Here is a 25,470-nt window from a genome sequence, read left to right as displayed (position 1 = left end):
AGGCCATGAATGGAACATACGCTCCATTCATGGCCTCAATTGCGAGAGGGATTTATCCGACAATGCGCAGCGAATAGTCGGTCGCTTGCACATCCTTGGTCAGGCTGCCGATCGAAATCCGGTCGACCCCCGTCTCCGCAATTGCACGAACCGTGCTCATGTTGATCCCGCCGGAAGCTTCCAGAACAGCCCTGCCGTCGGTTCGCTTCACGGCTTCGCGCATCATCTCCAGCGTGAAATTGTCGAGCAGGATTGAAGTCGCGCCTGCTGCCAATGCATCTTCCAGTTCCGTCAGATTCTCGACCTCAATCTGAATCGATACACCTGCATTCAAGGCCTGCGCGGCACGCATTGCCTGGGTGATGCCGCCGGCGGCCGCAATATGATTTTCCTTGATCAGGATGCCATCGTAGAGGGCTATGCGCTGGTTCTTTCCGCCGCCGACACGCACCGCGTATTTCTGCGCGAGGCGCAAGCCGGGAAGCGTCTTGCGCGTGTCGAGAATCGAGGCGCGCGTGCCTTCAACCACATCCACATACTGACGCGTTGCGGTCGCCACACCGGACAGAAGCTGCAGGAAATTCAATGCTGTGCGCTCCGCCGTCAGCAAGGCACGCGCCGGAGCTTCGATCGCGCAAACCTCGCTGTCTTTCGCCGTCAACGCGCCTTCCGGATACCGCCACTCAATGCGAATCCGCGGGTCGAGTTGTGTCATCACACCCTCGAACCACGGCGCTCCGCACAATACGGCGGATTCACGCACGACGACACGCGCCTTGACCCACTCGCTCTCCGGCACCAGTTTGCCGGTGACGTCGCCGGTGCCAACGTCTTCCATCAGTGCGGCCTGAATGTTGGATTCAAATGCGCCCGCAAGCAGCGCATCGAACGGCGCAAACGGATTTTGTAATGTGCTCATGCCGGTCCAATCCCCGCAAACAGTTTTTGTTCTTTCGCCAAGTCGCCACCTGGTCGGACATTGGCTTTCAGTTGTGCTGCGAACGTCAGCATGCGGTCAATGCAGACATGGGCTTTGCGACCGACCTCGGGATCGACGTGGATTTCGTTCTTGCCCGACTCCAGCACGTCGGCCAGATTCTGCAGGCCGTTCATGGCCATCCACGGGCAATGCGCGCAGCTCTTGCAGGTCGCGCTATTGCCTGCGGTCGGCGCGTCGATGAAGCGCTTGCCGGGCGCAGCCATTTTCATTTTATGCAGGATGCCGTTGTCCGTTGCGACAATGAATTCTTCCGCGTCCAGCGTCTGTGCGGCGGCGATCAATTGCGAGGTGGAGCCCACAACGTCGGCCAGGGCAACGACGGCTTCCGGTGATTCGGGGTGCACGAGAACCTTGGCATTCGGATGTTCCTTTTTCAACAGCTCGAGCTCGATTCCCTTGAACTCGTCATGCACCAGGCACGAACCCTGCCACAGCAGCATGTCCGCACCGGTCTTCTTCTGGATGTAGCTGCCAAGGTGCTTGTCCGGCGCCCACAAGATCTTTTTGCCCTGGGCGTGCAGATGCTCGACGATCTGCAATCCGATCGAGGACGTGACCATCCAGTCGGCGCGCGCTTTCACGGCTGCGCTGGTATTGGCATACACCACCACCGTGCGATCAGGATGCGCATCGCAAAACGCAGCAAACTCATCCGCCGGACAGCCGAGGTCGAGCGAACAGGTGGCGTCCAGATCCGGCATCAGGATCGTCTTCTCCGGACTCAGTATCTTTGCCGTTTCGCCCATGAATTTCACACCGGCGACAATCAGGGTCTTGGCCGGATGATCCCGACCAAAGCGTGCCATTTCGAGGGAATCGGATACGCAACCGCCCGTCTCTTCCGCCAGATCCTGCAAGTCGGCATCGACGTAGTAATGCGCGACGAGAACAGCTTGCCGTTCTTTCAACAGGTGTTTGATGCGCGCCTTGAGCGCATCTTTTTCAGGAGGCGACAGGCTTGCGGGCACGCGTGCCCAAGCGTTGGCAACGCAACTTGTGCCGGAATTCATTTCCGGCCGTTCGAACTCGACGGTTTTGATAGGTTGGATCTGCATGATGTGAAGCGGTAATCCCGAGCCAAAAGGATGACAAAAGAAAGAGTATGACCGATAACCAAAAAACTTGGGGCCTACAGGCTATTTTCAAGCAATTTTGCGGCGGACTTCGTCCGAATTACACAGCCCGGCAGGATCGCCGTATGTTAAAGAGGGTTTTGTTTCTATTTTTCGACTTGACGCAGGTAAATATTTACGTCTAACCAAATAGGTAGCATACTTAGTCTGACAAAAATCAATAACATGTTGAGCCATTTCACTATAAGTAGGCAATTCCATAATTGCCTTCAAGAATAATCTGGCTGGCGGGAATTCTGCATGTGCCGTTTTCACATGCGCAATCATTCAAAAGACGAAAATCCAGCATGGCATTTTCGGGCGGGGACACAAAGCCTATGACAAGCATCGTTTTCGACAAGACGGAAAAGGGCCGTGAGGAAATCGCCACGCGGAAGCACCAGTTAGCCACGCGCCTGCGCACACTATTGGTGATGATTGACGGCAAGCAAGGCAGTGAAGAGCTGCTGAAAAAAGTTTCAGGCATCGGACTGAATGCGGAAAGTCTCGCCGAGCTGGAAAAGAACGGATTTATTCAAACCGTCGTGGCTGCAGCCCCGGCACCCGCACCGGCCGCTCCACAGGCACAAGCTCCTGCCGCCGTTCCCGCGCCCGGTGTTGGCGTCCTGCCCCAAGGACAAAGCCAATTCGAAGCGATTTATCATTTTTATACAGAAACCATCAAGAGCACCATCGGCTTGCGCGGCTATACCTTGCAACTGAAGGTGGAAAAAGCTGCTTCGATCGAAGAATTTCGGCAATTGCGCAATCCATACCTGGAAGCCGTGCTCAAAGCGCAAGGCAAGGAAATGGCTCGCAGCCTGAGGGATCGCCTGGATCAGCTCCTTTATCTCGGCGAGGCGGTTCCTCCACAAACCACGATCACCGGCTTGAACGGGACGTCCTCGGAGTAAAGACTTCAATTCAGCAGAATGGCAAACGCAGCAACGGCATTGCGCCCTGCTGCGTTTTTCATTGCATCGGCTTATTCGATGCCCTGGCTTGCGAGGTACTCTTCGTAACCGCCATGGAAGTCGATCACTTCGCCATCCTTCACTTCGAGGATGCGTGTCGCCAGCGATGACACGAACTCGCGGTCGTGCGACACGAAGATCAAGGTGCCAGCGTATTTATCGAGAGCGATGTTGAGCGACTCGATCGATTCCATGTCCATGTGATTGGTCGGTTCGTCCATCAGCAACACATTGTGCCGGCCCAGCATCAGCTTGCCGTACATCATGCGCCCTTTCTCGCCGCCGGACAGGACCTTGACGGATTTCTTCACATCGTCGCCGGAAAACAGCAGTCGGCCAAGGATCGAGCGCACCGCCTGATCGTCATCGCCCTCCTTGGTCCATTGCCCCATCCAGTCAGTGAGGTTCTTGTCGACGGCAAATTCCTCGGTCGGATCTTGCGGCATGTAACCGACATTCGCGTTTTCGGCCCATTTGACATTGCCATGATCGGCTTGCAGGCCAGCTATTTCGGTGCCGCCAATGCAGCGCAGCAGCGTGGTTTTACCGGCGCCGTTGGCACCGATGATCGCGATCTTTTCGCCGGCCTCAACCAGGATGTTGAAATTCTTGAAGATCGTGCGGTCATAGGATTTCGCCAGGCCCTGCACATCCACTGCCAGACGATGCAGCTTTTTCTCGCCTTCGAAACGGACGAACGGATTCTGACGGCTGGACGGCTTGATGTCTTCCACCTTGATCTTTTCGATCTGCTTCGCGCGGGAAGTCGCTTGGCGCGCCTTGGACTTGTTGGCGGAGAAGCGCCGCACGAAGTCCTGCAGTTCCGCCACGCGCTCCTTGGCTTTGGCATTGGCTGCCACCTGCTGCGCGCGCGCCTGCGACGATGCCAGCATGTAGTCATCGTAATTGCCCGGGTAGATCTTCAGCGTGCCGTAGTCCATGTCCGCCATGTGCGTACACACCTGATTCAGGAAGTGACGATCGTGCGAGATGATGATCATCGTCGAATTGCGATCGTTGAGCACGTTTTCCAGCCATCGGATCGTATTGATGTCGAGGTTGTTGGTCGGCTCGTCCAGCAGCAGGATATCCGGATTGGAGAACAGGGCCTGCGCCAGCAGGACGCGCAGCTTCCATCCGGGCGCGATGTTGCTCATCGGCCCCTGATGCTGGTCGAGCGAAACACCCACGCCAAGCAGCAGTTCACCGGCTCGTGCCTCGGCGGTATAGCCGTCATATTCCGCGAACTTTGCTTCGAGGTCGGCGGCGCGCATGTAGTCGTCGTCGGTGGCGTCGGGATTGGCATAGATTGCGTCGCGCTCCTGCATTGCCGCCCACATCTCGGTATGCCCCATCATCACGACATCGAGGACACGCATGTCTTCAAAGGCGAATTGATCCTGGCGCAGCTTGCCCAGGCGTTCATTCGGGTCAAGCATGACGGTGCCGGCACTCGGCTCCAGGTCTCCGCCGAGGATTTTCATGAAGGTCGACTTGCCGCAACCGTTGGCGCCGATCAGACCATAGCGATTGCCCTCGCCGAATTTGACGGAAATGTTTTCGAACAGCGGCTTGGGGCCGAACTGCATCGTGATGTTAGCGGTGGAAAGCACGGAAAAAACCTTTTGCGGGATGAACAACGAAACCGGACATTTTACCATTTCACGGTGCAGCAATACCGGCTTTCCCAAGCCAACCGGGATCAAGCTCCTTGCAGAAGGCTCCGGCGCGCGGCCATGAAGGCGTCGGCTGAGCGCTTCAATGCCATTTCATCAACACGCGGTTGATAAAGCTGGCCTCCGATTCCAAAGCCGGTGGCCCCGGCCGCGATATAGGCAGCCATGTTATGCGGCTGAACGCCGCCCACCGGGAACAGCGGCGTCCCGACCGGCAGAATCTCGCGCATTGCCTTTACCGCTGCCGGCGAAATCATCTGGGCCGGAAACAGCTTCAGCCCGTGCGCGCCGGCCTGCAAGGCGTTGAACGCCTCGGTAGGCGTTGTCACGCCGGGCAGCGCGATCATTCCATGCTTGGCCGCATGAGAGATCACTTCCGGTGCATAGTGCGGGGAAACGATCAATCGGCCGCCGGCTTCCTTGACGGCATCGACGTCGCTCACGCTCAATACGGTGCCGGCACCGATGAGCGCATCATCGGGCGCAATACGCAGCAGTCCATGTATTGCATCGATGGCGCCGGGACGGTTCAATGGCACTTCCAGCATGCGAAAACCGGCATCGAACAGCACGCGTCCGACGCTCGGAACTTCTGCCGGCGTCAGCCCGCGCAGGATGGCTATCAAGGGGCAGGGAAATGGATGAAACAAGTCGATCATGGCTTACCTTTTCAAGTTGAACAGCGCACGCAGGGCCGCAAGGTAGACGCTGTCGGGCTGCCAGGCGCGCGCTTCGACACCGAGCAGTTCCAGCGCGCTGAGATAGCGCGACGACAAGGCGGGGCTGCCGATGATCTGCACGGGAGACGACAGGTCGCCCTGGGTCTTTTTCAGGATTTCATGCAGCTCGCTTCCGATCAGCAGGCCGGACAAATAGGATGCGGTGTGCTCGGCGGGCATACGATCTGTCACCACCAGCGCACGACAGCAAAACGCCATATGCGTGAAGCCGCCGTAACGCGCCGCTCTCACGCCGGCTGCGAGGGCTTCCGGCACCGACTGCTCGCCGCTCATCACCTTCGCCAGCGTGCCGTGACGGGACATCAGGGAAAACAGCTCGCCGGTCATGTATGTGACCAGCTCGATGATTTTTCCGTTCTCCACCCGCACCCATTTGCTATGCGTGCCCGGCAACAGAAACCAGCCGCCGGAAGCACTCAATTCCAGCGCACCAAGCACCTGCGTTTCCTCGCCGCGCATGACGTCCGGGAGGCCCTGCGCATCGATGAATTCGTAGCCGGGCACGATGCGGCAGCGTACATTGGGAATTGCGGTCTCGACCTCCATCAATGCCTGATGCAGATGCGACAAAGGCTGGTCCACCGACAGATAGGGAACCTGGCGCCATCCGTTGCGGCTGCCGACCATGCCCGACATCACGACATCGGCATGCTCCACGCCCAGGGCCAGCAACAAGCTCTTCAGCGAACCTTCAAAATCGCCTTCCACATGCAGGATGCCTGCATCGTCGTTATGCTGCCGCACGATCTTGCCGTCGCGGTCCAGCAGATACGCGCGTCGATTGCTGGTGCCCCAATCGATGCCCAGCAGGTTGGTGGTCGGATGAGTCATGTCGGCGCAGTCAAAGAGCAAGTCAAATGTGGCGATTGGCATTGCTTGCAGCACTTGCGAGAAAAGCCGTCTCGCCGATTCCCGAAGCGTGCCCGGCGCATCACGCCCACCCGCCGTCGACGATATATTCCTGCGCGCTGCACATCGCCGCATCGTCTGACGCCAGGAACAGCACCATGCGTGCCACATGCGAGGGCATCACCCTACCCTTCAGGCATTGGCTGCGGTCGATCAGCTTTTCGCCTTCCTCGTCGACCCAGAGCTTGAGCTGGCGCTCGGTCATCACCCAGCCAGGCGTGACGGTATTGACGCGAATATTGTAGGGCCCGAGATCGCGCGCCAGCCCGCGCGTCAAGCCACTGACCGCCGCCTTGGTAGTGGTATAGACCGGATAACCGCCATTGGCGATATGCCAGCTGGTGGAGCCGAGATTGATGATCGCCCCGCCGCCGCGCTTCTTCATGCCATCGATCACTGCCTGGCAAGTAAAGAACATCGGCCGCAGGTTGATGGCGACGCGGTCGTTCCAGAAATCCACCGTGACTTCTTCCGGCGTGTGCCGCTGATCATTGCCCGCATTGTTGACCAGAATATCGAAGTCGCCGATGTCCGCGGCGATCGACTGCATCACCTTTTGCAGCGCCGGGATATCGCGAATGTCGCACTCGCGAAAGACCGGCTTCTCGCGCTCCGCGACTGCCAGTCGTTCGCACAGCGCAAGGCTCGCTTCCACGGCGATATCGACGAACGCCACTTTCGCGCCCTGCTCGGCAAATGCCGTGACGATACTTTCTCCAATGCCTGAGCCACCGCCCGTCACGAACACGCGTTTCCCCTTCAAGCTGCCGAACGTCGCCAATCCACCTTCTCCGGACATGATTTTTCTCCTGAACTTTCGATTCGATGGTCAATCAATATTGATTCTGAGTCGAAACCTCTCCCCAAGAACCTGTCATGACCATCCAAAAACCCCGTCGTCGCAGCCAGGCATGGTTTGAAAAGCAGGACCGCGACGGCTTCGTGCACCGGAGCTGGACCCTGAAAGCGGGACATCCACAAGATGAAGTGGATGGTCGACCGATCATCGGCATCTGCAACACCTGGTCCGAATTAACCCCATGCAATAGCCACTTCCGCGAACTGGCTGAATTTGTCAAACGCGGTGTACTTGAGGCAGGTGGATTCCCGCTGGAGTTCCCCGTGATGTCTCTCGGAGAAACGCAATTGCGTCCAACGGCGATGCTGTTCCGCAACCTTGCCAGCATGGATGTCGAAGAATCGATACGCGGCAACCCGATCGATGGCGTCGTCCTTCTGATGGGCTGCGACAAGACCACGCCCGCCTTGATGATGGGCGCCGCAAGTTGCGGACTGCCGACCATAGGCATTTCAGGCGGGCCGATGTTGAACGGCAAGTTTCGCGGCAAGGATATCGGCTCCGGCACCGGTGTCTGGATGATGTCGGAGATGGTGCGTGGCGGCTTGATGACACAGCAGGAGTTCAGCGAGGCGGAAGCTTGCATGAATCGCTCCGCAGGGCACTGCATGACCATGGGCACGGCCTCGACGATGGCCAGCATGGTGGAAGCGCTCGGCATGTCGCTGCCCGGCAATGCGGCCATCCCCGCGCCCGACACGCGGCGCAATCGCCTTGCGCAGCTGAGCGGACGACGCATCGTGCAAATGGTGGAAGAGGATCTCGGCATGGACAAGATCCTCACGCGCGAAGCCTTCGAAAATGCCATCCGGGTCAATGCGGCCATCGGCGGATCGACCAACGCGGTGGTGCACCTGCTGGCAATCGCCGGGCGTGTCGGCATCGATCTCACCCTCGAAGACTGGGATCGTATCGGCAAAGACATGCCCTGCCTGGTCAATCTTCAGCCGTCCGGCCACTATCTGATGGAAGATTTTTATTATGCCGGCGGCGTTCCTGCGGTGATGAACGAGATCCGGCATCTGCTGCATCTGAACGCACTGACCGTGAATGGCAGAACGCTGGGACAAAACATCGAGGACGCGCCCTGCTACAACCGCGATGTCATCAAGAGCATCGATCAACCCTTCAAGGAAAACGCCGGTATTGCCATCCTCAAGGGCAATCTCGCTCCCGATGGCGCTGTGATCAAGCCGTCTGCCGCGTCCTCGCATTTGCTCAAGCATCGCGGACGCGCGGTGGTGTTCGAATCGATTGAAGACTTTCGCAATCGGATCGACGATCCGGTCCTCGACATCGATGAGAGCTGCGTGATGGTCTTGAAGAATTGCGGCCCCTGCGGCTACCCCGGCATGGCGGAAGTCGGCAACATGCCGCTGCCCAAGAAGATCCTTGAAAAGGGCATTACCGACATGGTGCGCATCTCGGACGCCCGCATGAGCGGAACCGCATATGGCACCGTGGTGCTGCACACCTCGCCCGAGGCTGCTATCGGCGGTCCGCTGGCATTGGTGCACGACGGCGACATGGTGCAACTGGACGTCAGCGAACGCAGCCTGCATCTCGAAGTCAGCGATGAGGAACTGCAGCGCCGCAAGGCCGAATGGATGCCGCCGCCGATGCCCGCACGCGGCTATGCCAGACTGTATGTCGATCATGTGCAGCAGGCGCATCTCGGTGCGGACCTCGACTTCCTCGTCGGGAAAAGCGGCGCGCCGGTACCGCGCGAATCGCATTGACAGAGGCAGCCATGAACGCCCCGGAATGCGTATGGAACGCACATGCCGAACTCGGCGAAGGCCCGCTATGGTCGGTCAGAGAACAAGCGCTGTACTGGGTCGATATCCTGAGCCATCGCCTGCATCGTTACTCGACGAAAGAAGGACAGCGCACCTGGCAATTCGACCAGGAGATTTCCGCCGTCGCCGAGCGCACGGAACAGGATGGTTTGATCATCACACAGCGCCATCGCTTCGCCACATTCAATCCGAATACCGAAGCGCTGACGCCGCTGCTCGATATCGAGGCAGAGCTGCCGGCCAATCGCTTCAATGACGGAAAGTGCGATCGCCTCGGCCGCTTCTGGGCTGGCACGATGGACTTCGCGGCCAGGCAGCCGACCGGCTCGCTCTACTGTTTGACGCCGGATCTGATCTGCGTTCGCATGGATAGCGGCTACATCGTCACTAACGGCCCGGCCTGGGCTGCGGATGGCCGCACCCTCTACCACAACGACAGCGTCAACGGTCGCGTATTTGCGTTTGATTGCGATCCCGAATCCGGCGGGCTGTCCAACAAGCGCTTATTCCTGCAATTCGGTAGAGAAGACGGGTCACCTGATGGCATGACCACCGATGCGGAGGGCGGCCTGTGGATTGCGCATTGGGGCGCCGGCAAACTGACCTGCCACGATCCGGCCGGCAAGGTGCTGCGGACAATCGAGCTGCCATGCAGCCAGGTCAGCAGTTGCGCATTCGGCGGCCCCGAATTGAAAACGCTGTATATCACCACAGCCGCAACCGGCCTGTCGCCGCAGCAACGGGAACGCGAACCGCTCGCGGGCGGTCTATTTGCGCTAGACATGGACGTCACCGGCGTCCCCGCCAACCTCTTTCGTGGATAGCGCAGCCAGTCATGAGCAATCAACTTGTTTCGCAGGAATCGGAAACACAACGCCTGCAATTGGCGCCCGAACTGGGCGGTAGCGTTACCGCCTGGGAATGGAAAACCGGGGAGAAATGGATACCCTTGTTCCGGCCATGGAATGGCGCCTCCGTAGATCGCTACACACTGGCGTGTTTTCCGCTCGTGCCGTGGTCCAATCGAATAACGCAAGGGGGCTTCGAACATGAAGGCCGCATGTATGCGATCCATGCCAACCGGGCCGAAGAGCATTATCCGATCCATGGAGACGGCTGGCTGCAAGCCTGGCAGGTGAGCGAACATGCACAAGACCGGATCAAGCTGACGCTTGAATCGCGCGGCTTCGACCGAAGCCCCTATCACTACCGCAGCACGCAAACCTTTTTGTTGCTGCCGGATGGCCTGCAAATCGACCTGACCGTTACCAACACCGGCCAGGAGTCGTTACCCTTCGGCCTCGGGCTGCATCCCTACTTCGTCCGAAATGACCGGACCCGCCTGCAGTTCAAGGCCGAGGGCGTCTGGCTGTCCGGCGACGATCCGATTCCCGTTGAGCATGCGACCTTGTTTCCGCCCACATGGGACTACAACATGCTGTCGTCGTTCGACGGCCCGATGATCGATAACTGCTATACCGGCTGGAACGGCAAGGCACTGATCGATTATCCCGATCGAGGGTTGTCACTCACGATGGTCATGCCCGACTGTAACGGCTACACCTTGCTCTATCGGCCGCCGCGACGCGATTATTTTTGCCTGGAGCCGATCACCCATCCGATCGATGCTTTTCACATGCCGGGTCAACCCGGATTGGCCTATCTGGCGCATGGCGATAGTCTCGCGCTGCGCGCAAAGTTTCTGGTCGGCCCGTCAGGCGGCCGGCGATAGGAAGGGATAACCTGACATCGTGAGCGACACCGCCTGCCCATCCGAGCGCAAGTGTGCCTCGCAGCCGACCGCGAGAGTCGCTTTGTCGCGCGTATGCCCGAACGGGAGACCCGTCAGTATCGGTACGCCCAGACGCTCTCGCAGGTAGGCAAGCATGGCGGCGAAGTCATAGCCATTGTCATACTCGGTCAAGCGGTAACTGGAAAAATCACCCAGCACGATTGCCTTCTGATTCAGCAATCCGGCGTGGAAGAGTTGCAGCAGCATGCGCTCTACCCGGTACGGATGCTCATTGACGTCCTCGATGAACAGGATGCCATCCGCGATGCGCGGCATGTATGGCGTTCCGGCGAGATGCGCGAGCATGGTCAGGTTGCCTCCCCATAGAATGCCGGACACGTCGAGGGCCGGATTTCCCGCGCCTTCGAAGCGCAGGGTATGGGTCTGGCCGGTGACGCATTGCCAGAACTTCTTCAGCGTGAACGCGCTGGCCTCTTCACGCGAAAAATCGTCGCAGATCATCGGCCCCGCGAAGCTGATTCCACCGCTATGCGACAGCAATCCCATCTGCAGTGCGGTGAAGTCGCTGTGCCCGACAAACAGTTTCCCGCTTGCCGCCAATGCGGCGAAATCCAGCGCCGGCAATAATCGCGACATGCCATAGCCGCCGCGCAGCGCGAGGACGATCTGCACTTCGGGATCGGCTGCCGCCGCGTGCAACTGTGCAAGGCGCGCGGCATCGGTGCCACCGAAGCGCTGATGGATGGCCGAGGCATTGTAGAAATTGCGCACCCGGCATCCACTTGATTCCAGACGCTTCGTGGCGCGCTCCACCGCATTCACATCCGCCGCATAGCCTCCCGGCGCGACGATCGCCACCGTAATGCCGGATAGATCTTGTTCTTCTCCCATCGCCTGTCCAGAAAATGAATCCTTCACGCGCGGCGCGCCTCCGGCTCCAGTTCGCCTTTGCAGTGCGCCGCAATCAATCCGGACAATACACCATCCAGCGCCGGCGGGAAATCATGCCCCATCCCCTCGATCTCATACAAGATCGAACCCGATACCAAGCGCGCCGTGTCGCGTCCGCAGGCGACCGGCACCAGAGGGTCGTCAGTTCCGTGGATGACCAGCGTCGGCGTTTTGACGGTCCGCAGCAGCGCTCCCTGGTCGCCGGACGACGCCACAGCCATGATCTGGCGCGCCGTTCCGCTCACGCTCACGTTACGCCGCACGCTTGCGGTCACGCGCATGCGCAATTCTTCCTCGGGAGTCGGGTATGACGGGCTGCCGATCACCTTGAACATCTTGACGAAATGATCGATCACGCTGTTGATATCGCGCGGGTTGTCCGGGCGTGAAAACAAGGCTTTGTTCGCCTCCAATGCCGGTCCCGGCAAGCCCGGGCGACCGCTGGTGGACATGATCGAAGTCAGCGTCAATGCACGGTGCGGATAGCGCGCCGCGATGATCTGCGCAATCATTCCGCCCATGGATGCGCCGACGATGTGAGCTTTTTCGATACCGAGTTCGTCCAGCAGACAGGTTGCGTCCTTTGCCATGTCATACAAGGTGTAGCAGCTGAACAGTGGCATGTGGAACAGAGTTTTGAAAAACGCGAAATGCAGATCGGGCTTGCCGAAGTGATCCATCTTGCTGGACAGGCCGCTATCACGATTGTCGAAGCGGATGACGCGAAATCCCTGATCCGTCAATCCTTTGCAAAACGCATCAGGCCACGAAATCAGCTGCAGCCCGAGCCCGGCGATGAGCAGGATCGGCTCGCCTTTCGGGTCGCCCTGCAGATCGTAGGCCAGCTTGATGCCATTTGCTTGAACTGTAGGCAAGTCGAATTTCCCTTCGCTATTTCGCGCTTCGGTACAACAATTTCTTCACACCGGCCAGCCCGTTCGCGTCGAAGCGTCGCCAGTCCCCATGAGTTTGCGCGAGGCGATCGGCGACGGCATACAAGGCCGTCGGATTCATGCACATGCCAAGGTGGCTCGCATGAATCTCGATGTTCTCGGAGCGTTCGGATTCACGCTCCACGCTGCAGCGCCACGCGACAACGCCATCGGTCCTGCTATAGATCGATGTTGTCGGCACCGGCGGGGTCTTGTGCAGATGCACCGTGCGCAGATCGCTTTCTATGCTTTGCCCGCAGGCCATCTCATAGAGCCGCCAGGCGTTGTTCGCTTTCGGATTGCCTGCAAACGGCGTGCCTAGCGTAACCACCATGCGTACATCATCGGGAATCTGCTTCGCGATTTCGCGTGCGTAGATGCCGCCCAGGCTCCAGCCGACCAGGCTCACCGGCGCTTTGTGATGTTGGCGCAGAGACTGCACGCGCTCCACGCAACGTTCGATCACGCCGGGGCGAGGACCGAGATTCAGACCTTGCTCCCATGCATAGGGCACATAACCGCACTGCTCAATGTAATTCCGTAATACCAGGGTGGAAAAATCTCCCGTCACCAGTCCCGGAAATACCAGTACCGGATGGCCGTCCCCCTTTGGAACGCTCTTGAGCAGAGGCGCCGCAACCAGCGACGCGCCGAATTCCCAGGCCGCGCGCCCTTCGAGCGCGAGCAGAAGCCAGCCGGGAGCTTGCACTTCATGCAATTCATTGTCCGCAGGAGGGCGACGCGTCTGATCGGATTGCTTCAAAATCAGTTTTCTCTGTCGCATCATGATAAGAACACCACACGAAGGCGGGTGTTTGAAGATTACCGACTACTGTACACGAGCGCCCGGATCTCTGCCGGAATCCAAACGCGTGCCAATGTCAGTTCTTGTCCGATTCCATCGCGGAATCGATGGCGCGCTGCGTGGTGCGCCGTCGCTCGGCAAAGAACTCTCTTAGCAGCGCACCGCACTCGTCCGCGAGCACGCCGCCGACCACTTCGGTGTGATGATTGAGTTTTTCCTGCTCAAACAGATTGACGATAGAGCCGCAGGCGCCCGTCTTCGGATCGGACGCCCCGAACACCACACGCGCCAGTCGCGCATGCATCATTGCGCCGGAACACATGGCGCATGGCTCAAGGGTCACGTAGAGCTCGCAGCCGGGAAGCCGATAGTTGCCGAGAATTGACGATGCCGCCCGCAAGGCCATGATCTCCGCATGCGCGGTCGGATCATGCGTTCCGATCGGCTGATTGAATCCGGTCGCAATCACCTCGCCGTCTTTCACGACGATCGCGCCGACCGGCACCTCGCCCAAGGCCCAGGCATTGTGCGCTTGCGAGATCGCCAGTTGCATGTAGACGGACTCTTGCATAAAGGTTCAGTCTTCAGTGATTTCGGCCCAGCAGTTGGGGGTTTCGTGCAGGACCAGCTTATGCAGCCGCAAGCCCGTTCCATAACGGTCCTGGTACGCGGCCTTGAGAATATTGAATGCGGTCTGTGCGAGGTTTTCGACGGTTGGAATGCTGCTGATGATGACCGTTTTATGCCCCGGCAGCGATTCCAGGAATTCGCGTACAACAGTGTCCTTTTCGTACGCGAGGAAGGCGTGGTCCCAAACGTCGACCAGATGTTGCTTTGCCAATGCCTTCACATCGGAAAAGTCCATGATCATGCCGTTGTCGGAACTGCCCTCTTCCTGAATCACGGAGCCAACGAGCGTGATTTCGAGCGTGTAGCGGTGCCCGTGCAGATTGCGGCACTGGCTCTTATGATCGGGAATACGATGACCGGCATCGAATTCCAGCTTGCGGGTAATGGTCAACATGATAATCAGGGTATTTGAAGCAGCTTATGCGTTTGCAGGCTCAGCTTCCATTTCGGGTGCGCCTTGCAGAATTCAATCGCAAGCCGCGTATTGTGTTCGAGGTCGGGGCCGGCCATCGGCTGCACGTAAAAATGCTCGAATTCCAGCGACTCGTAGTCGGCAAGCGATTGCCCGTCCTGCGGGATGACGACCTTCAGCTCGCTTCCCTTCCGTACGCACAGCTCGGAACCCATTTTCGGACTGACGCAGATCCAGTCGACGCCTGCCGGTACCGGCAAGGTGCCATTGGTTTCAATGGCGACCTCGAAGCCGTGATCGTGCATGCTACTGATCAGCGCCTCGTCCAACTGAAGCAGCGGCTCACCGCCGGTAAATACAACGAACTTGCTTGCCGCATAAGCTGCCGGCCAGAGAGCATCAATGGTTTGCGCGAGGCTCTCGCTGTCCTTGAACTTTCCGCCCAACTCGCCGTCGGTGCCGACGAAATCCGTGTCACAGAACTTGCATATGGCAGAGGCGCGATCGCTCTCCCTGCCGGTCCACAAATTACATCCGGTGAACCGGCAAAACACTGCAGGACGTCCGGCATGCGTTCCTTCTCCCTGCAGCGTGTAGAAGATTTCCTTGACGCTGTATGTCATTCCCACTCGATCGTCGCCGGCGGCTTGCCGGAAATGTCGTACACCACGCGATTGAGGCCGCGCACTTCATTGATGATGCGATTGGAAACCTTGCCCAGCAAATCGTGCGGCAAATGCGCCCAATGTGCGGTCATGAAATCCTGCGTCTGTACCGCACGCAATGCGACGACGTACTCGTAGGTACGGCCATCGCCCATCACACCCACCGATTTCACCGGAAGGAATACCGCAAATGCCTGGCTGGTCTTATCGTACCAGGACTTGCCTTCCTCGTCCTTTGTCGCACGCAATTCCTCGATGAAGATTGCGTCGGCGCGGCGCAGCAAATCCGCATATTCCTTTTTCACTTCGCCCAGGATGCGCACGCCCAGACCGGGTCCCGGGAACGGATGGCGATACACCATATCGTGCGGCAGGCCGAGTGCAACGCCGAGTTCACGCACCTCATCCTTGAACAATTCGCGCAGCGGTTCCAGCAGCTTGAGGTTGAGCGTTTCCGGCAAGCCGCCGACATTGTGGTGGCTCTTGATGGTATGCGCCGTTTTCTTGCCCTTGCCGGCGCTCTCGATCACGTCCGGATAGATTGTTCCCTGGGCCAGCCACTTGGCATTTTTCAGCTTACTGGCCTCGGCCTGGAACACTTCGACAAACTCGCGTCCGATGATCTTACGCTTGGCCTCGGGATCGGAAACGCCGGCCAGCTTGCCCATGAACTGCTCGGTCGCATCGACATGGATGACCTTCACGCCCAGGTTCTTGCCGAACATGTTCATCACCATCTTGCCTTCATCGAGCCGGAGCAAGCCGTGATCGACAAACACGCAGGTCAACTGATCGCCGATGGCCCGATGAATCAGGGCCGCGGCGACACTGCTGTCCACGCCGCCCGACAAACCGAGAATGACTTCGTCATTGCCGACCTGCTTGCGAATCGCCTCGACTGCCTCCGAGATGTAATCGGGCATGTTCCAGTCCGCCTTGCATCCGCAAATCTCGTGGACGAAACGACTGAGGATCGCTTTGCCCTGCTGCGTGTGCGTCACTTCCGGGTGGAATTGCACTGCATACAGCTTCCGCTCTTCGTCGGCCATGCCGGCGATCGGGCAATTATCGGTCGACGCCATCAGCTTGAAACCGGGCGGCATCTCGTTGACTTTATCGCCGTGGCTCATCCACACTTTCAGCATGCCGTGGCCTTCCGGCGTCACGAAATCGCTGATGCCGTTCAGCAGCGACGTATGTCCTCGCGCCCGTATCTCCGCATAGCCGAACTCGCGCACCTTGCCGCTTTCAACCTTGCCGCCCAGTTGCTCGGCCATGGTCTGCATTCCGTAGCAGATGCCGAGCACCGGCACGCCGAGCTCGAAAACCGCTTGCGGCGCGCGCGGCGTATCGCCCTCGGTCACCGAATTCGGTCCTCCTGACAAGATAATGCCGGCAGCGCCATAGTTGCGCACAAAGTCGTCGCTGACATCGTAGGGAAAAACCTCGGAGAACACGCCGGCCTCGCGCACGCGGCGCGCGATCAGCTGGGTTACCTGGGAACCGAAATCGAGAATGAGAATTTTAGAGTGCATGGAGTGCGAATAAAAAAATCAGGATAAATCTGGAGTCGCCTTGACTACCCGATTGCGCCCCGCGTCTTTCGCGGCATACAGCGCCATATCGGCTCGGCTGATCAATTCTTCTGTTGTCGCAGTCGGGAACAAGTCCGTGGATGCAACGCCCGCGCTGATCGTCAGATTCAGCGCTGTGCCGGCGATCACCTCCGGCTGCGACACAATCGCAAGCCGCATCCGTTCCGCCACGGCCATTGCCGTCGCATGGGACGACCCCGGCAACACGATCAGAAATTCTTCGCCGCCGTAGCGCCCCAGTGCTTCCTGAGGGCGGATGCAGGAACGCAAGCGGCTGGCGACCTTGACAAGCACGGTATCGCCGGCGGGGTGTCCATACGTGTCGTTGATCTTCTTGAAAAAATCAAGATCGGCAACGATCAGCGATAACGGTACTCCGGCCTTGTCACAGCGGACCGCCTCGATCGTCAGGATGCGCATGATTGCGCCCCGGTTCCAGGTGCCGATCAAGGGGTCGATCAGCGACTTGCGCCGAAGGTTCTTGTTCTTCTTCTGCAGATCCAGCTGCGATGCATTGATCAGGCGGAGATGCAATTCGCGCTCCACCAGCGCTGCCAGGTCCGCGAGCAACTGAATATCGCGTTCGCGAAACGCGGGCCGCGGCGCATAATCAACCAGGTTGATGCTGCCAACCAGCGCCTTGTCGCCGTTATAAACCGGATGCGAAGCGTAAAAGCGTATATACGGTGCGCCAGTGACTGCCCGATGCTGACCGAGCGGCGAATGACTGCGCGTATCAGGCGCCACTACCGGCTCGTCCTGCAGCGGCATACTGTAGCAAAAAGCAGTCTCGATCGCTTCAATCGAACGTCCGCCATCGGAGGAAACCGGCGGCGTATCGCCGAACCTGATGACGCAGTTCGCCACATCGAAAAGAGTCTTGCCGATGCGGCTGATCCTCAGCATCTGCTGGTCGACATCACCATTCAGGACATCGGCCTGCTCTGGTCGCAGTATCGATGTATCTGAGTGCTTGGCGCTATCCACGCGTGTCATACCGTTGAATGCATGCGGAAATCATTCCGCACGGTAGTTCGGCGCTTCTTTCGTGATCTGCACGTCATGAACATGCGACTCGCGCATGCCCGCCGACGTAATTTCGACGAACTCGGCTTTCTCGCGGAATTCATCAATCGTCGCACACCCGCAATATCCCATCGACGAGCGCACCCCACCAACCAGCTGATACAGAATCGCCAGCACGCTGCCCTTGTAAGGTACGCGGCCTTCAATGCCCTCGGGAACCAGCTTGTCGGCATTGCTCGCCGAATCCTGGAAGTAGCGATCCGCCGAACCTTCGCTCATCGCACCCAGGCTGCCCATGCCGCGATAGGACTTGTAGCTGCGGCCCTGGTACAGAATCACCTCGCCCGGCGCTTCTTCGGTGCCTGCAAACATGCTGCCCATCATGACGCTGGAGGCGCCCGCGGCCAGGGCCTTGGAGATGTCGCCGGAGAAGCGGATGCCTCCGTCGGCGATACAGGGAATGCCGCTCGACTTGAGAGCGTCGGAAACGTTGGAAATTGCCGTGATTTGCGGCACGCCTACGCCGGCCACAATACGTGTCGTGCAGATCGAACCCGGACCGATACCCACCTTGACGCCATCCGCACCATGTTCGGCCAAGGCCAATGCCGCAGCGGCGGTAGCAATATTGCCGCCGATGACGTCCACCTGCGGATAATGTGTTTTCACCCACTTGACGCGCTCAAGCACGCCTCTCGAATGGCCATGCGCCGTATCGACCACGATCACGTCCACGCCGGCCTTCACCAGCAGGTCGATGCGCTCGTCGTTGTCGGCACCGACGCCAACCGCCGCGCCCACGCGCAACTTTCCGTGTTCGTCCTTGCAGGCATTCGGATGCGAGGTCGCTTTCTGAATGTCCTTCACCGTGATCAGGCCGCGCAGCTCAAATGCGTCATTCACCACGATCACACGCTCCAGGCGGTGCTTGTTCATCAGTCGCTTGGCTTCGGTGAGTCCTGCGCCTTCCTTCACGTACACCAGGCTTTCACGCGGCGTCATCTTGGCACGCACTTCCGCATCCAGCTCCTCTTCAAATCGTAGGTCGCGGTTGGTGATGATGCCGACCACGGTCTTGCCTTCGACGACCGGAAAACCGCTGATGCCATGCTGCTCGGACAACGCAATCACGTCGCGAATGCGCGTGGTCGGCGGAATCGTGATCGGATCGCGTACCACGCCGGACTCGAAACGCTTGACCTTTGCGACCTCGCGCGCCTGATCTTTCGGCTTGAGATTCTTGTGAATAATGCCTATGCCGCCCTCCTGCGCCATCGCGATTGCCAACCGCGCCTCGGTGACCGTATCCATCGCGGCCGACAGCAGCGGAATATTCAGGGTGATGTTGCGCGTCAGGCGCGTTTTCAGGGAGGTGTCTTTGGGGAGAATGTCCGAATGTGCCGGGACGAGCAGCACGTCATCGAATGTGAGTGCTTTTTGGAGTAGACGCATAGTGATTCCTATAGGCGCAAAAGCGGATTATACAGTAATCCACGGAACACGTTGTTTTTGCGTACTTTTTAAGACGAAATCTCCCCTCTCATTGATTGACATCCCCGTCAAAGCATGGCGAAATCCACACTATGTTTCCGGTGCAAGGATACCAATGATCCGTTTTTCACTTCGACACCTGGCCGCCTCGGCGATCGCCATGACAACGATCGCCCTGAGCGGTACCGCATTCGCGCAATATGTGTGGCTTGATGAGCGAGGCATCAAGCAGTTCTCGGACATGCCGCCGCCAGCTTCCGTCCCGGCAAATCGCGTACTGAAACAGCCGCGAGGCGGCACGATCCCGGCAACATCGCCAGCCGAAATTGGAGCGGCGGCTACGCCGTCGACCAAGCCCGAGCTGACCATCGCGGAGAAAAATGCCGAATTCCGCAAGCGGATGACCGAGCAGGCGGAAAAAGAGAAGAAAGCGGCAGACGAAACGCGAGTCGCGTCCGAGAAAGCCAAGCGGTGCGAACACGCGCGGGATTATCTGCGTACGCTGGACGCCGGCGGCCGTATGGCTCGCGTCGACAAGAACGGAGAACGCACGTTCTTGACAGATGAGCAACGTGCTCAGGAGCGAAGCGATGCCCAAAAGGTGCTCGCCGAATGCAAGTAGAAGCGCGACCCGCCCAAGGATGAAGACCGCTCAGCGACTTTTCGCCACTTCCTTTTTCACAGCCCGCCTGCGCCGGGACTCCTTGGGATCGGCGACGAGCGGCCGGTAGATTTCGACTCGGTCGCCGTCACGCAAGACGGTATCCAGGGCTTTCAACTTCCCATATACGCCAACGCGGCAGGCGGCAAGGTCGATTTCCGGCACATCGCGCAGGATTCCGCTCTGCTCGATGGCGAATTGCAAGGTCGCGCCTTCCCGCACGTCCAGCTCCCGCATGTCGTGCGATTGCGGCCTTGCGTAGCAAATCTGCACGCGGATGTCAGTCATACACCGTCTCCGCCCGCTTGCAGAAGGAATCGACGAAGCTGTTCGCGATCATGTTGAAGACCGGACCGATGATCTGCTCCAGCACCTTGCTGGAAAATTCATATTCCAGGTCGAATTCGATCTTGCAGGCATCCGATCGCAAGGGTTTAAAGGTCCATGTTCCGTTGAGATGCTTGAAAGGCCCCTCGATCAGCACCATCTTGATTGAAGTCGGAGGTGTATTCGTATTCTCCGTCGAGAAGGATTGCTTGACGCCATGGTAATTGATCGTCATCGACGCAATCACTTTGTCGCCATCCTGATGCTTCACTTGAGCGCCTCCGCACCACGGAAGAAACTTCGGGTAATCCTCGAAGTTGCTTACGAGTGCAAACATCTGCTCGGCGCTATAGCCAAGCAATACGGACTTATGTACGACAGCCATTGAAAATAATCCGTTTGATAAAATACGAACTTAGAATTTTAACTGACCTGTCCTGTTTCCCACATTCATGAGCATTGTTGACAATAAAAAAGCCTTCCACGATTACTTCATCGAGGAACGCTTCGAAGCAGGTATGGTTTTGGAGGGATGGGAAGTCAAGGCGATTCGCGCCGGACGCGTTCAGTTGAAGGAAGCCTACGTCATCGTGCGCCAAGGAGAGGTCTTCTTGTTCGGCGCCCACATCAGCCCGCTGTCCGCCGCCTCCACCCATGTCAATCCGGATCCGGTCCGCACACGCAAGTTGCTGCTGAATGCAGAAGAAATCAAAAAACTGATTGGCAAAGTCGAGCGCGCCGGATACACACTGGTTCCCATCAATCTGCACTTCGCCAAGGGCAGAATCAAATGCGAGATCGGCCTGGCCAAAGGCAAGAAGCAGCACGACAAGCGCGAGAGCGAAAGACAGCGCGACTGGCAACGCGAACAGCAAACCATCCTGAAGCAGAATCGACGCTGAGTCTCCGACCGACGCAGCATTACGCTTTTTGCTGCGACTTCACAACCTGCATGGCACTCGCAATCAGCCCGCTGATGTCGCTCATGTTGGCCGGAACAATGATGGAATTATTGGTCTTGGCGAGTTGCGAGAAGGCGCTCACGTATTGCTCGGCCACCTTCAGGTTGACTGCGTCTGAACCGCCTGGTTCGCGAATTGCCGCAGCCGTCTTGCGCAGGGCTTCCGCACTTGCTTCGGCGATGGAAAGAATCGCTGCTGCCTGACCTTGTGCACGATTGATCGCGGCCTGTTTTTCACCCTCTGATCTCGCAATAGCCGCTTCGCGTTCGCCGCTCGCAATGTTGATCTGCTCCTGCTTGCGCCCTTCCGATGCTGCAATCAATGCGCGCTTTTCCCGCTCTGCGGTGATCTGCGCCTGCATGGCATGCAGGATCTCTTTCGGCGGGGTCAGGTCCTTGATCTCATAGCGCAGCACTTTGACGCCCCAGTTTGCGGCCGATTCATCGATCGCATTGACGATCGCCTTGTTGATGTAGTCGCGCTCTTCAAATGTCTTGTCGAGTTCCAGCCGTCCAATGACTGAGCGCAGCGTCGTCTGCGCCAACTGTGTAATGGCCGCGATATAGTTCGAAGAACCGTAGGATGCACGCATCGCGTCGGTCACCTGAAAATACAGAATGCCGTCAACCTGCAGTTGGGTGTTGTCCTTGGTGATGCAAACCTGGCTGGGCACGTCGAGCGGAATTTCCTTGAGCGAATGCTTGTAGGCGATACGATCGATAAAGGGGAGCACGATGTTGAGCCCCGGACCAAGCGTCGCATGGTACTTGCCCAGGCGCTCCACCACCCATGCATGCTGTTGCGGCACCACGTTGATGGTCTTGACAACGAATACCACCGCGACGATAAAAATCACCAGACTGAGGGTTCCAAAACTCATTTTCACTACCCGTCCTTTCTTGTTATTTGTCGCTATTGGCGACGATGAGACGACTTCCCCTGACTTCGCGGATGACAAATACTCCCGGCTGTGCGCGGGCGCCGTGCTCAAGCTCCACATCCCACTGCGCTCCTCGGTACGTAGTGCGCGCAGCATTGCCGGACCATGCATCGACAACCAGCGTCTGGCCGATGTCGAGATTGACATTCGGATCGCGTGCAACCTCTCGCCTCGCTGTTCTCCCCCACTTGCTGCGCCTCAGACCGTAGGTCGCGATGCTGCCTACAATCGCCGCCACGACCAATTGCGCGCCGTCGGATGCGCCGACCAATGCGGTCACACCGCCGGCGGCGAGGCCGATTCCAATCATCAGAAGGTAGAACGTTCCGGTGAACATCTCAAGAATTACGACAACGCCCACCAGAATGAACCAGATCATCCATTCCGCCATACCCCCCCCATTCCTATTTGATTTTTTCAATCATATGCCAAAAACAAAAAGCCCCCGCTCTCCGGAGAGTCGCGGGGGCGCAATACACCCAGGTACTGCTGTTTTTGTTGGTTATTGTTCGGTAACAAGTTGGCTCAAGTCTAATCCAAATTTCCACGACGTCAAATGCTTTTCCGCCTCGTTTTTGCCGACACACAACAGTGCAGCCCGTAAACAAAAAGCGCGGACAGAACATCCGCGCTTTTTGTGAAATTTGCGTAGGAAGAATCCCTACAGCAAACTCGGATTAACTTGCTGATGCCAGCTTCTGCCAGGTATCAATCACAGTATCTGGATTCAGCGAAATCGAGATGATCCCCTCCTTCATCAGCCATTCCGCAAAGTCAGGATGGTCGGAGGGCCCCTGGCCGCAAATACCGATGTACTTGCCTTGCGCACGGCATGCCGCGATGGCCTTGGAAAGCAGCGCCTTCACCGCAAGATCGCGCTCATCGAAATCAACAGCCAGCAACTCCATGCCGGAATCCCGATCGAGGCCCAATGTCAGCTGCGTCAGGTCGTTGGAGCCGATCGAGAAGCCATCGAAGAACTCCAGGAACTGTTCGGCCAGAATCGCGTTGGACGGCACTTCGCACATCATGATCAGACGCAGGTCGTTTTCGCCGCGCCGCAAACCATTCTTCGCAAGCAGGTTCACCACCTTCTCGGCCTGTCCCAGCGTGCGGACGAACGGCACCATGATCTCGACGTTAGTGAAGCCCATGTCATTGCGCACGCGCTTCATTGCCTGGCATTCCATCTCGAAGGCTTCCGCAAAATCGGGAGCCAGGTAGCGAGCCGCGCCGCGGAAACCAAGCATCGGGTTTTCCTCGTCCGGTTCATAGCGCGATCCACCGATCAGCTTCTTGTACTCGTTCGATTTGAAATCGGACAAGCGCACGATGACCGGCTTTGGCCAGAACGCGGCGGCAATGGTCGCCACGCCTTCGGCAAGCTTATCAACGTAAAAAGCCTTCGGCGATGCATGGCCCCGCGCAACGGATTCGACCGCCTTCTTCAGATCCGCGTCGATGCCCGGATATTCCAGAATGGCTTTCGGGTGTACGCCGATGTTGTTATTGATGATGAATTCCAGGCGGGCCAAGCCAACGCCGCCGTTCGGGATCGACTGGAAGTCGAAGGCGAGCTGCGGATTGCCGACGTTCATCATGATCTTCAGCGGCAAGTCCGGCAGGGTGCCGCGAGAAACTTCCGACACTTCCGTTTCCAGCAAGCCGTCGTAAATCCTGCCCTCATCGCCCTCCGCGCACGACACGGTCACCAGCGTTCCATCCTTCAGCATGTCGGTCGCGTTGCCGCATCCGACGACCGCAGGCACGCCCAACTCGCGCGCAATGATCGCCGCATGGCACGTACGCCCGCCGCGATTGGTCACGATGGCCGACGCACGCTTCATCACCGGCTCCCAGTTCGGGTCCGTCATGTCAGCGACCAGTACGTCGCCCGGCTGCACACGCTCCATCTCGGAGGGATCGCGAATCACACGAACCGGACCGGCGCCGATCTTCTGGCCGATTGCGCGGCCCGAGGCAAGTACCGTGCCGCTGCTCTTTAGCTTGAAACGTTGCTGCACATCGGTCGACTTTTGCTGCGACTTCACCGTCTCGGGACGCGCCTGGAGAATGTACAACTTGCCGTCCCTGCCATCCTTGCCCCATTCGATGTCCATCGGGCGACCATAGTGCTTTTCGATGATGACCGCGTACTTCGCCAACTCAACGATTTCCTGGTCGTTCAGCGAATAACGATTGCGCATCTCGATGGGCACATCGACCGTTTTGACCGAACGCCCGGCCTTGGCCTCGCCGGTGAATTCCATCTTGATCAGCTTCGAGCCGATATTGCGACGGATGACGGGAAGTTTGCCTTGTTCCAGCATCGGCTTGTGAACGTAGAATTCGTCAGGATTGACTGCACCCTGCACAACAGTCTCGCCCAATCCGTAGCTGGAGGTGATGAACACCACGTCCTTGAATCCGGATTCCGTATCGAGCGTAAACATCACGCCTGCGGCACCGACATCGGATCGAACCATGCGCTGTACGCCTGCGGAGAGTGCAACCTCAGCATGGGTAAAACCTTTGTGCACACGATACGAGATCGCACGGTCGTTATACAGCGATGCGAAGACGTGTTTGATCGCTTCGAGCACATTGTCGATGCCGACCACATTCAGGAAGGTTTCCTGTTGACCTGCAAACGATGCATCCGGCAAATCCTCTGCCGTTGCGGAAGAACGTACGGCAAACGACATCTCCGCCGTCGAGCTGGCGACGAGATGCAGGTAAAACTCGCGGATCTCCTGCTCCAGGCGCGGCTGGAAAGGAGTTTCGACGATCCATTGGCGAATCTCGGCACCGGCCTGCGCCAAGGCGCGGACATCGTCGATGTTGAGCGTGGACAAGCGATCGGCGATACGGTCCCCGAGCGTAGCCCCACCACTCGTGCTGAACGAAAGAAAATCACGGAAAGCCTGGGCGGTCGTTGCAAAACCACCGGGTACGCGGACCCCGGCACCAGCCAGCTGGCTGATCATTTCGCCGAGCGACGCGTTCTTGCCGCCGACGGACTCAACATCCGTCATTCTCAGGTTTTCAAATGAAGCTACGTACGTAGCCTCCTGGGTCGCCCCTGTGGATAATACGTTGGACATAACTACCTCTATTTTGATGATAAGAAATCTTCATATGCGCCGTCGCCGCTCGGATCTTTTTGTTATTCTTGGTGAGCACGGTGTGATGTAATCAATTGGTTGTCATTTTACAGTGCGCAACAGGATCGTGTCGCACACGACAGAATT

26 protein-coding genes are annotated in these 25,470 nt (G+C 58.2%); 6 read left to right on the top strand and 20 right to left on the bottom strand.

Features of this window, described 5'->3' with window-relative positions; translation table 11 throughout:
- Positions 1-52: 52 nt before the first annotated feature.
- Positions 53-919, bottom strand: coding sequence for a carboxylating nicotinate-nucleotide diphosphorylase (gene nadC / locus VJ651_RS17910; protein ID WP_324108743.1), 867 nt, complete (start codon positions 917-919; stop codon positions 53-55).
- Complete coding sequence (gene nadA / locus VJ651_RS17905; protein ID WP_324108742.1) at positions 916-2,055, bottom strand: quinolinate synthase NadA; 1,140 nt, start codon at positions 2,053-2,055, stop codon at positions 916-918. Before nadA ends, nadC begins: the two co-directional genes overlap by 4 nt.
- Before the next feature lie 365 nt (positions 2,056-2,420).
- Here nadA and VJ651_RS17900 point away from each other — a divergent pair, with 365 nt between their 5' ends.
- Positions 2,421-3,026 carry a hypothetical protein gene (locus tag VJ651_RS17900; protein WP_324108741.1) on the top strand — a complete coding sequence of 202 codons (606 nt, stop codon included), beginning with the start codon at positions 2,421-2,423 and terminating at the stop codon, positions 3,024-3,026.
- A 71-nt stretch (positions 3,027-3,097) separates the two neighbouring features.
- Here VJ651_RS17900 and VJ651_RS17895 read toward each other — a convergent pair whose 3' ends face one another.
- From VJ651_RS17895 to VJ651_RS17880, 4 genes are all read right to left on the bottom strand, one after another.
- Complete coding sequence (locus VJ651_RS17895; RefSeq protein WP_324108740.1) at positions 3,098-4,699, bottom strand: ABC-F family ATPase; 1,602 nt, start codon at positions 4,697-4,699, stop codon at positions 3,098-3,100.
- A gap of 89 nt (positions 4,700-4,788) precedes the next feature.
- Positions 4,789-5,421, bottom strand: a complete 633-nt coding sequence (locus VJ651_RS17890) for a 2-dehydro-3-deoxy-6-phosphogalactonate aldolase (RefSeq protein WP_324108739.1) — start codon at positions 5,419-5,421, stop codon at positions 4,789-4,791.
- Between the two features lie 3 nt (positions 5,422-5,424).
- Positions 5,425-6,333: a 2-dehydro-3-deoxygalactonokinase gene (locus VJ651_RS17885; protein WP_324108738.1), complete on the bottom strand. Its 909-nt coding sequence runs from the start codon at positions 6,331-6,333 to the stop codon at positions 5,425-5,427.
- A 100-nt stretch (positions 6,334-6,433) separates the two neighbouring features.
- Positions 6,434-7,210, bottom strand: coding sequence for an SDR family oxidoreductase (locus VJ651_RS17880; protein ID WP_324108737.1), 777 nt, complete (start codon positions 7,208-7,210; stop codon positions 6,434-6,436).
- 77 nt (positions 7,211-7,287) lie between these two features.
- On the opposite strand from VJ651_RS17880, the gene VJ651_RS17875 reads away from it, so the two are divergent.
- From VJ651_RS17875 to VJ651_RS17865, 3 genes are read left to right on the top strand one after another with little or no spacing between them, the layout of a single operon-like run.
- Entirely contained in the window at positions 7,288-9,009 is a 1,722-nt protein-coding gene (locus VJ651_RS17875) for an IlvD/Edd family dehydratase (protein ID WP_324108736.1), read from the top strand.
- 11 nt (positions 9,010-9,020) lie between these two features.
- On the top strand, positions 9,021-9,893 hold the full coding sequence (locus VJ651_RS17870) for an SMP-30/gluconolactonase/LRE family protein (RefSeq protein WP_324108735.1): 873 nt from the start codon (positions 9,021-9,023) through the stop codon (positions 9,891-9,893).
- 11 nt (positions 9,894-9,904) lie between these two features.
- Positions 9,905-10,801 (top strand): aldose 1-epimerase, encoded by an 897-nt coding sequence (locus tag VJ651_RS17865; RefSeq protein WP_324108734.1) that lies wholly within the window; start codon positions 9,905-9,907, stop codon positions 10,799-10,801.
- Here VJ651_RS17865 and ldcA read toward each other — a convergent pair.
- The 9 genes from ldcA to guaB all read right to left on the bottom strand — a co-directional run bounded on the left by ldcA (position 10,784) and on the right by guaB (position 19,290).
- Entirely contained in the window at positions 10,784-11,713 is a 930-nt protein-coding gene (gene ldcA / locus VJ651_RS17860; RefSeq protein WP_324108733.1) for a muramoyltetrapeptide carboxypeptidase, read from the bottom strand. The genes VJ651_RS17865 and ldcA overlap by 18 nt on opposite strands.
- A gap of 23 nt (positions 11,714-11,736) precedes the next feature.
- Positions 11,737-12,648, bottom strand: coding sequence for an alpha/beta hydrolase (locus VJ651_RS17855; protein WP_324108732.1), 912 nt, complete (start codon positions 12,646-12,648; stop codon positions 11,737-11,739).
- Positions 12,649-12,664: 16 nt separating this feature from the next.
- Positions 12,665-13,492, bottom strand: coding sequence for an alpha/beta hydrolase (locus VJ651_RS17850; protein ID WP_324108731.1), 828 nt, complete (start codon positions 13,490-13,492; stop codon positions 12,665-12,667).
- 94 nt (positions 13,493-13,586) lie between these two features.
- Entirely contained in the window at positions 13,587-14,081 is a 495-nt protein-coding gene (tadA, locus tag VJ651_RS17845; RefSeq protein WP_324108730.1) for a tRNA adenosine(34) deaminase TadA, read from the bottom strand.
- A 6-nt stretch (positions 14,082-14,087) separates the two neighbouring features.
- Positions 14,088-14,534 carry a 6-carboxytetrahydropterin synthase QueD gene (gene queD, locus VJ651_RS17840; protein ID WP_324108729.1) on the bottom strand — a complete coding sequence of 149 codons (447 nt, stop codon included), beginning with the start codon at positions 14,532-14,534 and terminating at the stop codon, positions 14,088-14,090.
- A gap of 5 nt (positions 14,535-14,539) precedes the next feature.
- Entirely contained in the window at positions 14,540-15,175 is a 636-nt protein-coding gene (gene queE, locus VJ651_RS17835) for a 7-carboxy-7-deazaguanine synthase (protein ID WP_324108728.1), read from the bottom strand.
- Positions 15,172-16,752, bottom strand: coding sequence for a glutamine-hydrolyzing GMP synthase (gene guaA, locus VJ651_RS17830; protein WP_324108727.1), 1,581 nt, complete (start codon positions 16,750-16,752; stop codon positions 15,172-15,174). The genes queE and guaA overlap by 4 nt, the downstream gene beginning before the upstream one ends.
- 18 nt (positions 16,753-16,770) lie before the next feature.
- A complete protein-coding gene (locus VJ651_RS17825) occupies positions 16,771-17,808 on the bottom strand; it encodes a sensor domain-containing diguanylate cyclase (protein WP_324108726.1) in 1,038 nt (345 codons plus the stop codon).
- A gap of 21 nt (positions 17,809-17,829) precedes the next feature.
- Positions 17,830-19,290, bottom strand: a complete 1,461-nt coding sequence (gene guaB, locus VJ651_RS17820; RefSeq protein ID WP_136417311.1) for an IMP dehydrogenase — start codon at positions 19,288-19,290, stop codon at positions 17,830-17,832.
- 91 nt (positions 19,291-19,381) lie between these two features.
- On the opposite strand from guaB, the gene VJ651_RS17815 reads away from it, so the two are divergent.
- The gene (locus VJ651_RS17815) at positions 19,382-19,951 is read left to right on the top strand and encodes a DUF4124 domain-containing protein (RefSeq protein ID WP_324108725.1); all 570 of its coding nucleotides are present in this window, start codon (positions 19,382-19,384) and stop codon (positions 19,949-19,951) included.
- Positions 19,952-19,981: 30 nt separating this feature from the next.
- Here the strand turns inward: VJ651_RS17815 and VJ651_RS17810 are convergent, their stop codons facing one another.
- Together VJ651_RS17810 and VJ651_RS17805 are read right to left on the bottom strand one after the other, a co-directional pair.
- Positions 19,982-20,278, bottom strand: coding sequence for an RnfH family protein (locus VJ651_RS17810; protein WP_324108724.1), 297 nt, complete (start codon positions 20,276-20,278; stop codon positions 19,982-19,984).
- Positions 20,271-20,702 carry a type II toxin-antitoxin system RatA family toxin gene (locus tag VJ651_RS17805; RefSeq protein ID WP_324108723.1) on the bottom strand — a complete coding sequence of 144 codons (432 nt, stop codon included), beginning with the start codon at positions 20,700-20,702 and terminating at the stop codon, positions 20,271-20,273. Before VJ651_RS17805 ends, VJ651_RS17810 begins: the two co-directional genes overlap by 8 nt.
- A 67-nt stretch (positions 20,703-20,769) precedes the next feature.
- Here VJ651_RS17805 and smpB point away from each other — a divergent pair, with 67 nt between their 5' ends.
- Positions 20,770-21,219 (top strand): SsrA-binding protein SmpB, encoded by a 450-nt coding sequence (smpB, locus tag VJ651_RS17800; protein ID WP_324108722.1) that lies wholly within the window; start codon positions 20,770-20,772, stop codon positions 21,217-21,219.
- Positions 21,220-21,238: 19 nt separating this feature from the next.
- On the opposite strand, the gene VJ651_RS17795 is transcribed toward smpB, so the two are convergent.
- From VJ651_RS17795 to ppsA, 3 genes are all read right to left on the bottom strand, one after another.
- Positions 21,239-22,159, bottom strand: coding sequence for an SPFH domain-containing protein (locus VJ651_RS17795; RefSeq protein WP_211097302.1), 921 nt, complete (start codon positions 22,157-22,159; stop codon positions 21,239-21,241).
- 22 nt (positions 22,160-22,181) lie between these two features.
- Positions 22,182-22,598, bottom strand: a complete 417-nt coding sequence (locus tag VJ651_RS17790; RefSeq protein ID WP_324108721.1) for an NfeD family protein — start codon at positions 22,596-22,598, stop codon at positions 22,182-22,184.
- Positions 22,599-22,896: 298 nt separating this feature from the next.
- Positions 22,897-25,323 (bottom strand): phosphoenolpyruvate synthase, encoded by a 2,427-nt coding sequence (gene ppsA / locus VJ651_RS17785; RefSeq protein ID WP_324108720.1) that lies wholly within the window; start codon positions 25,321-25,323, stop codon positions 22,897-22,899.
- Positions 25,324-25,470: the final 147 nt, after the last annotated feature.

It is taken from the genome of Noviherbaspirillum sp. (assembly GCF_035254865.1).
In the GTDB taxonomy this organism is placed as follows: Bacteria; Pseudomonadota; Gammaproteobacteria; order Burkholderiales; family Burkholderiaceae_D; genus Noviherbaspirillum.
Note: the sequence above shows the minus strand (reverse complement) of the source record. Positions and strands in the feature narration are given on the sequence as shown.

What these genes read in the sequence shown, in the direction of transcription:
- nadC (WP_324108743.1), bottom strand. Translation starts at nt 919, where the DNA reads ATGAGCACATTACAAAATCCGTTTGCGCCGTTCGATGCGCTGCTTGCG.
- nadA (WP_324108742.1), bottom strand. Translation starts at nt 2,055, where the DNA reads ATGCAGATCCAACCTATCAAAACCGTCGAGTTCGAACGGCCGGAAATG.
- VJ651_RS17900 (WP_324108741.1), top strand. Translation starts at nt 2,421, where the DNA reads ATGGCATTTTCGGGCGGGGACACAAAGCCTATGACAAGCATCGTTTTC.
- VJ651_RS17890 (WP_324108739.1), bottom strand. Translation starts at nt 5,421, where the DNA reads ATGATCGACTTGTTTCATCCATTTCCCTGCCCCTTGATAGCCATCCTG.
- VJ651_RS17885 (WP_324108738.1), bottom strand. Translation starts at nt 6,333, where the DNA reads ATGACTCATCCGACCACCAACCTGCTGGGCATCGATTGGGGCACCAGC.
- VJ651_RS17880 (WP_324108737.1), bottom strand. Translation starts at nt 7,210, where the DNA reads ATGTCCGGAGAAGGTGGATTGGCGACGTTCGGCAGCTTGAAGGGGAAA.
- VJ651_RS17875 (WP_324108736.1), top strand. Translation starts at nt 7,288, where the DNA reads ATGACCATCCAAAAACCCCGTCGTCGCAGCCAGGCATGGTTTGAAAAG.
- VJ651_RS17870 (WP_324108735.1), top strand. Translation starts at nt 9,021, where the DNA reads ATGAACGCCCCGGAATGCGTATGGAACGCACATGCCGAACTCGGCGAA.
- VJ651_RS17865 (WP_324108734.1), top strand. Translation starts at nt 9,905, where the DNA reads ATGAGCAATCAACTTGTTTCGCAGGAATCGGAAACACAACGCCTGCAA.
- ldcA (WP_324108733.1), bottom strand. Translation starts at nt 11,713, where the DNA reads ATGGGAGAAGAACAAGATCTATCCGGCATTACGGTGGCGATCGTCGCG.
- VJ651_RS17850 (WP_324108731.1), bottom strand. Translation starts at nt 13,492, where the DNA reads ATGATGCGACAGAGAAAACTGATTTTGAAGCAATCCGATCAGACGCGT.
- tadA (WP_324108730.1), bottom strand. Translation starts at nt 14,081, where the DNA reads ATGCAAGAGTCCGTCTACATGCAACTGGCGATCTCGCAAGCGCACAAT.
- queD (WP_324108729.1), bottom strand. Translation starts at nt 14,534, where the DNA reads ATGTTGACCATTACCCGCAAGCTGGAATTCGATGCCGGTCATCGTATT.
- queE (WP_324108728.1), bottom strand. Translation starts at nt 15,175, where the DNA reads ATGACATACAGCGTCAAGGAAATCTTCTACACGCTGCAGGGAGAAGGA.
- guaA (WP_324108727.1), bottom strand. Translation starts at nt 16,752, where the DNA reads ATGCACTCTAAAATTCTCATTCTCGATTTCGGTTCCCAGGTAACCCAG.
- VJ651_RS17825 (WP_324108726.1), bottom strand. Translation starts at nt 17,808, where the DNA reads ATGACACGCGTGGATAGCGCCAAGCACTCAGATACATCGATACTGCGA.
- guaB (WP_136417311.1), bottom strand. Translation starts at nt 19,290, where the DNA reads ATGCGTCTACTCCAAAAAGCACTCACATTCGATGACGTGCTGCTCGTC.
- VJ651_RS17810 (WP_324108724.1), bottom strand. Translation starts at nt 20,278, where the DNA reads ATGACTGACATCCGCGTGCAGATTTGCTACGCAAGGCCGCAATCGCAC.
- VJ651_RS17805 (WP_324108723.1), bottom strand. Translation starts at nt 20,702, where the DNA reads ATGGCTGTCGTACATAAGTCCGTATTGCTTGGCTATAGCGCCGAGCAG.
- smpB (WP_324108722.1), top strand. Translation starts at nt 20,770, where the DNA reads ATGAGCATTGTTGACAATAAAAAAGCCTTCCACGATTACTTCATCGAG.
- VJ651_RS17795 (WP_211097302.1), bottom strand. Translation starts at nt 22,159, where the DNA reads ATGAGTTTTGGAACCCTCAGTCTGGTGATTTTTATCGTCGCGGTGGTA.
- VJ651_RS17790 (WP_324108721.1), bottom strand. Translation starts at nt 22,598, where the DNA reads ATGATCTGGTTCATTCTGGTGGGCGTTGTCGTAATTCTTGAGATGTTC.
- ppsA (WP_324108720.1), bottom strand. Translation starts at nt 25,323, where the DNA reads ATGTCCAACGTATTATCCACAGGGGCGACCCAGGAGGCTACGTACGTA.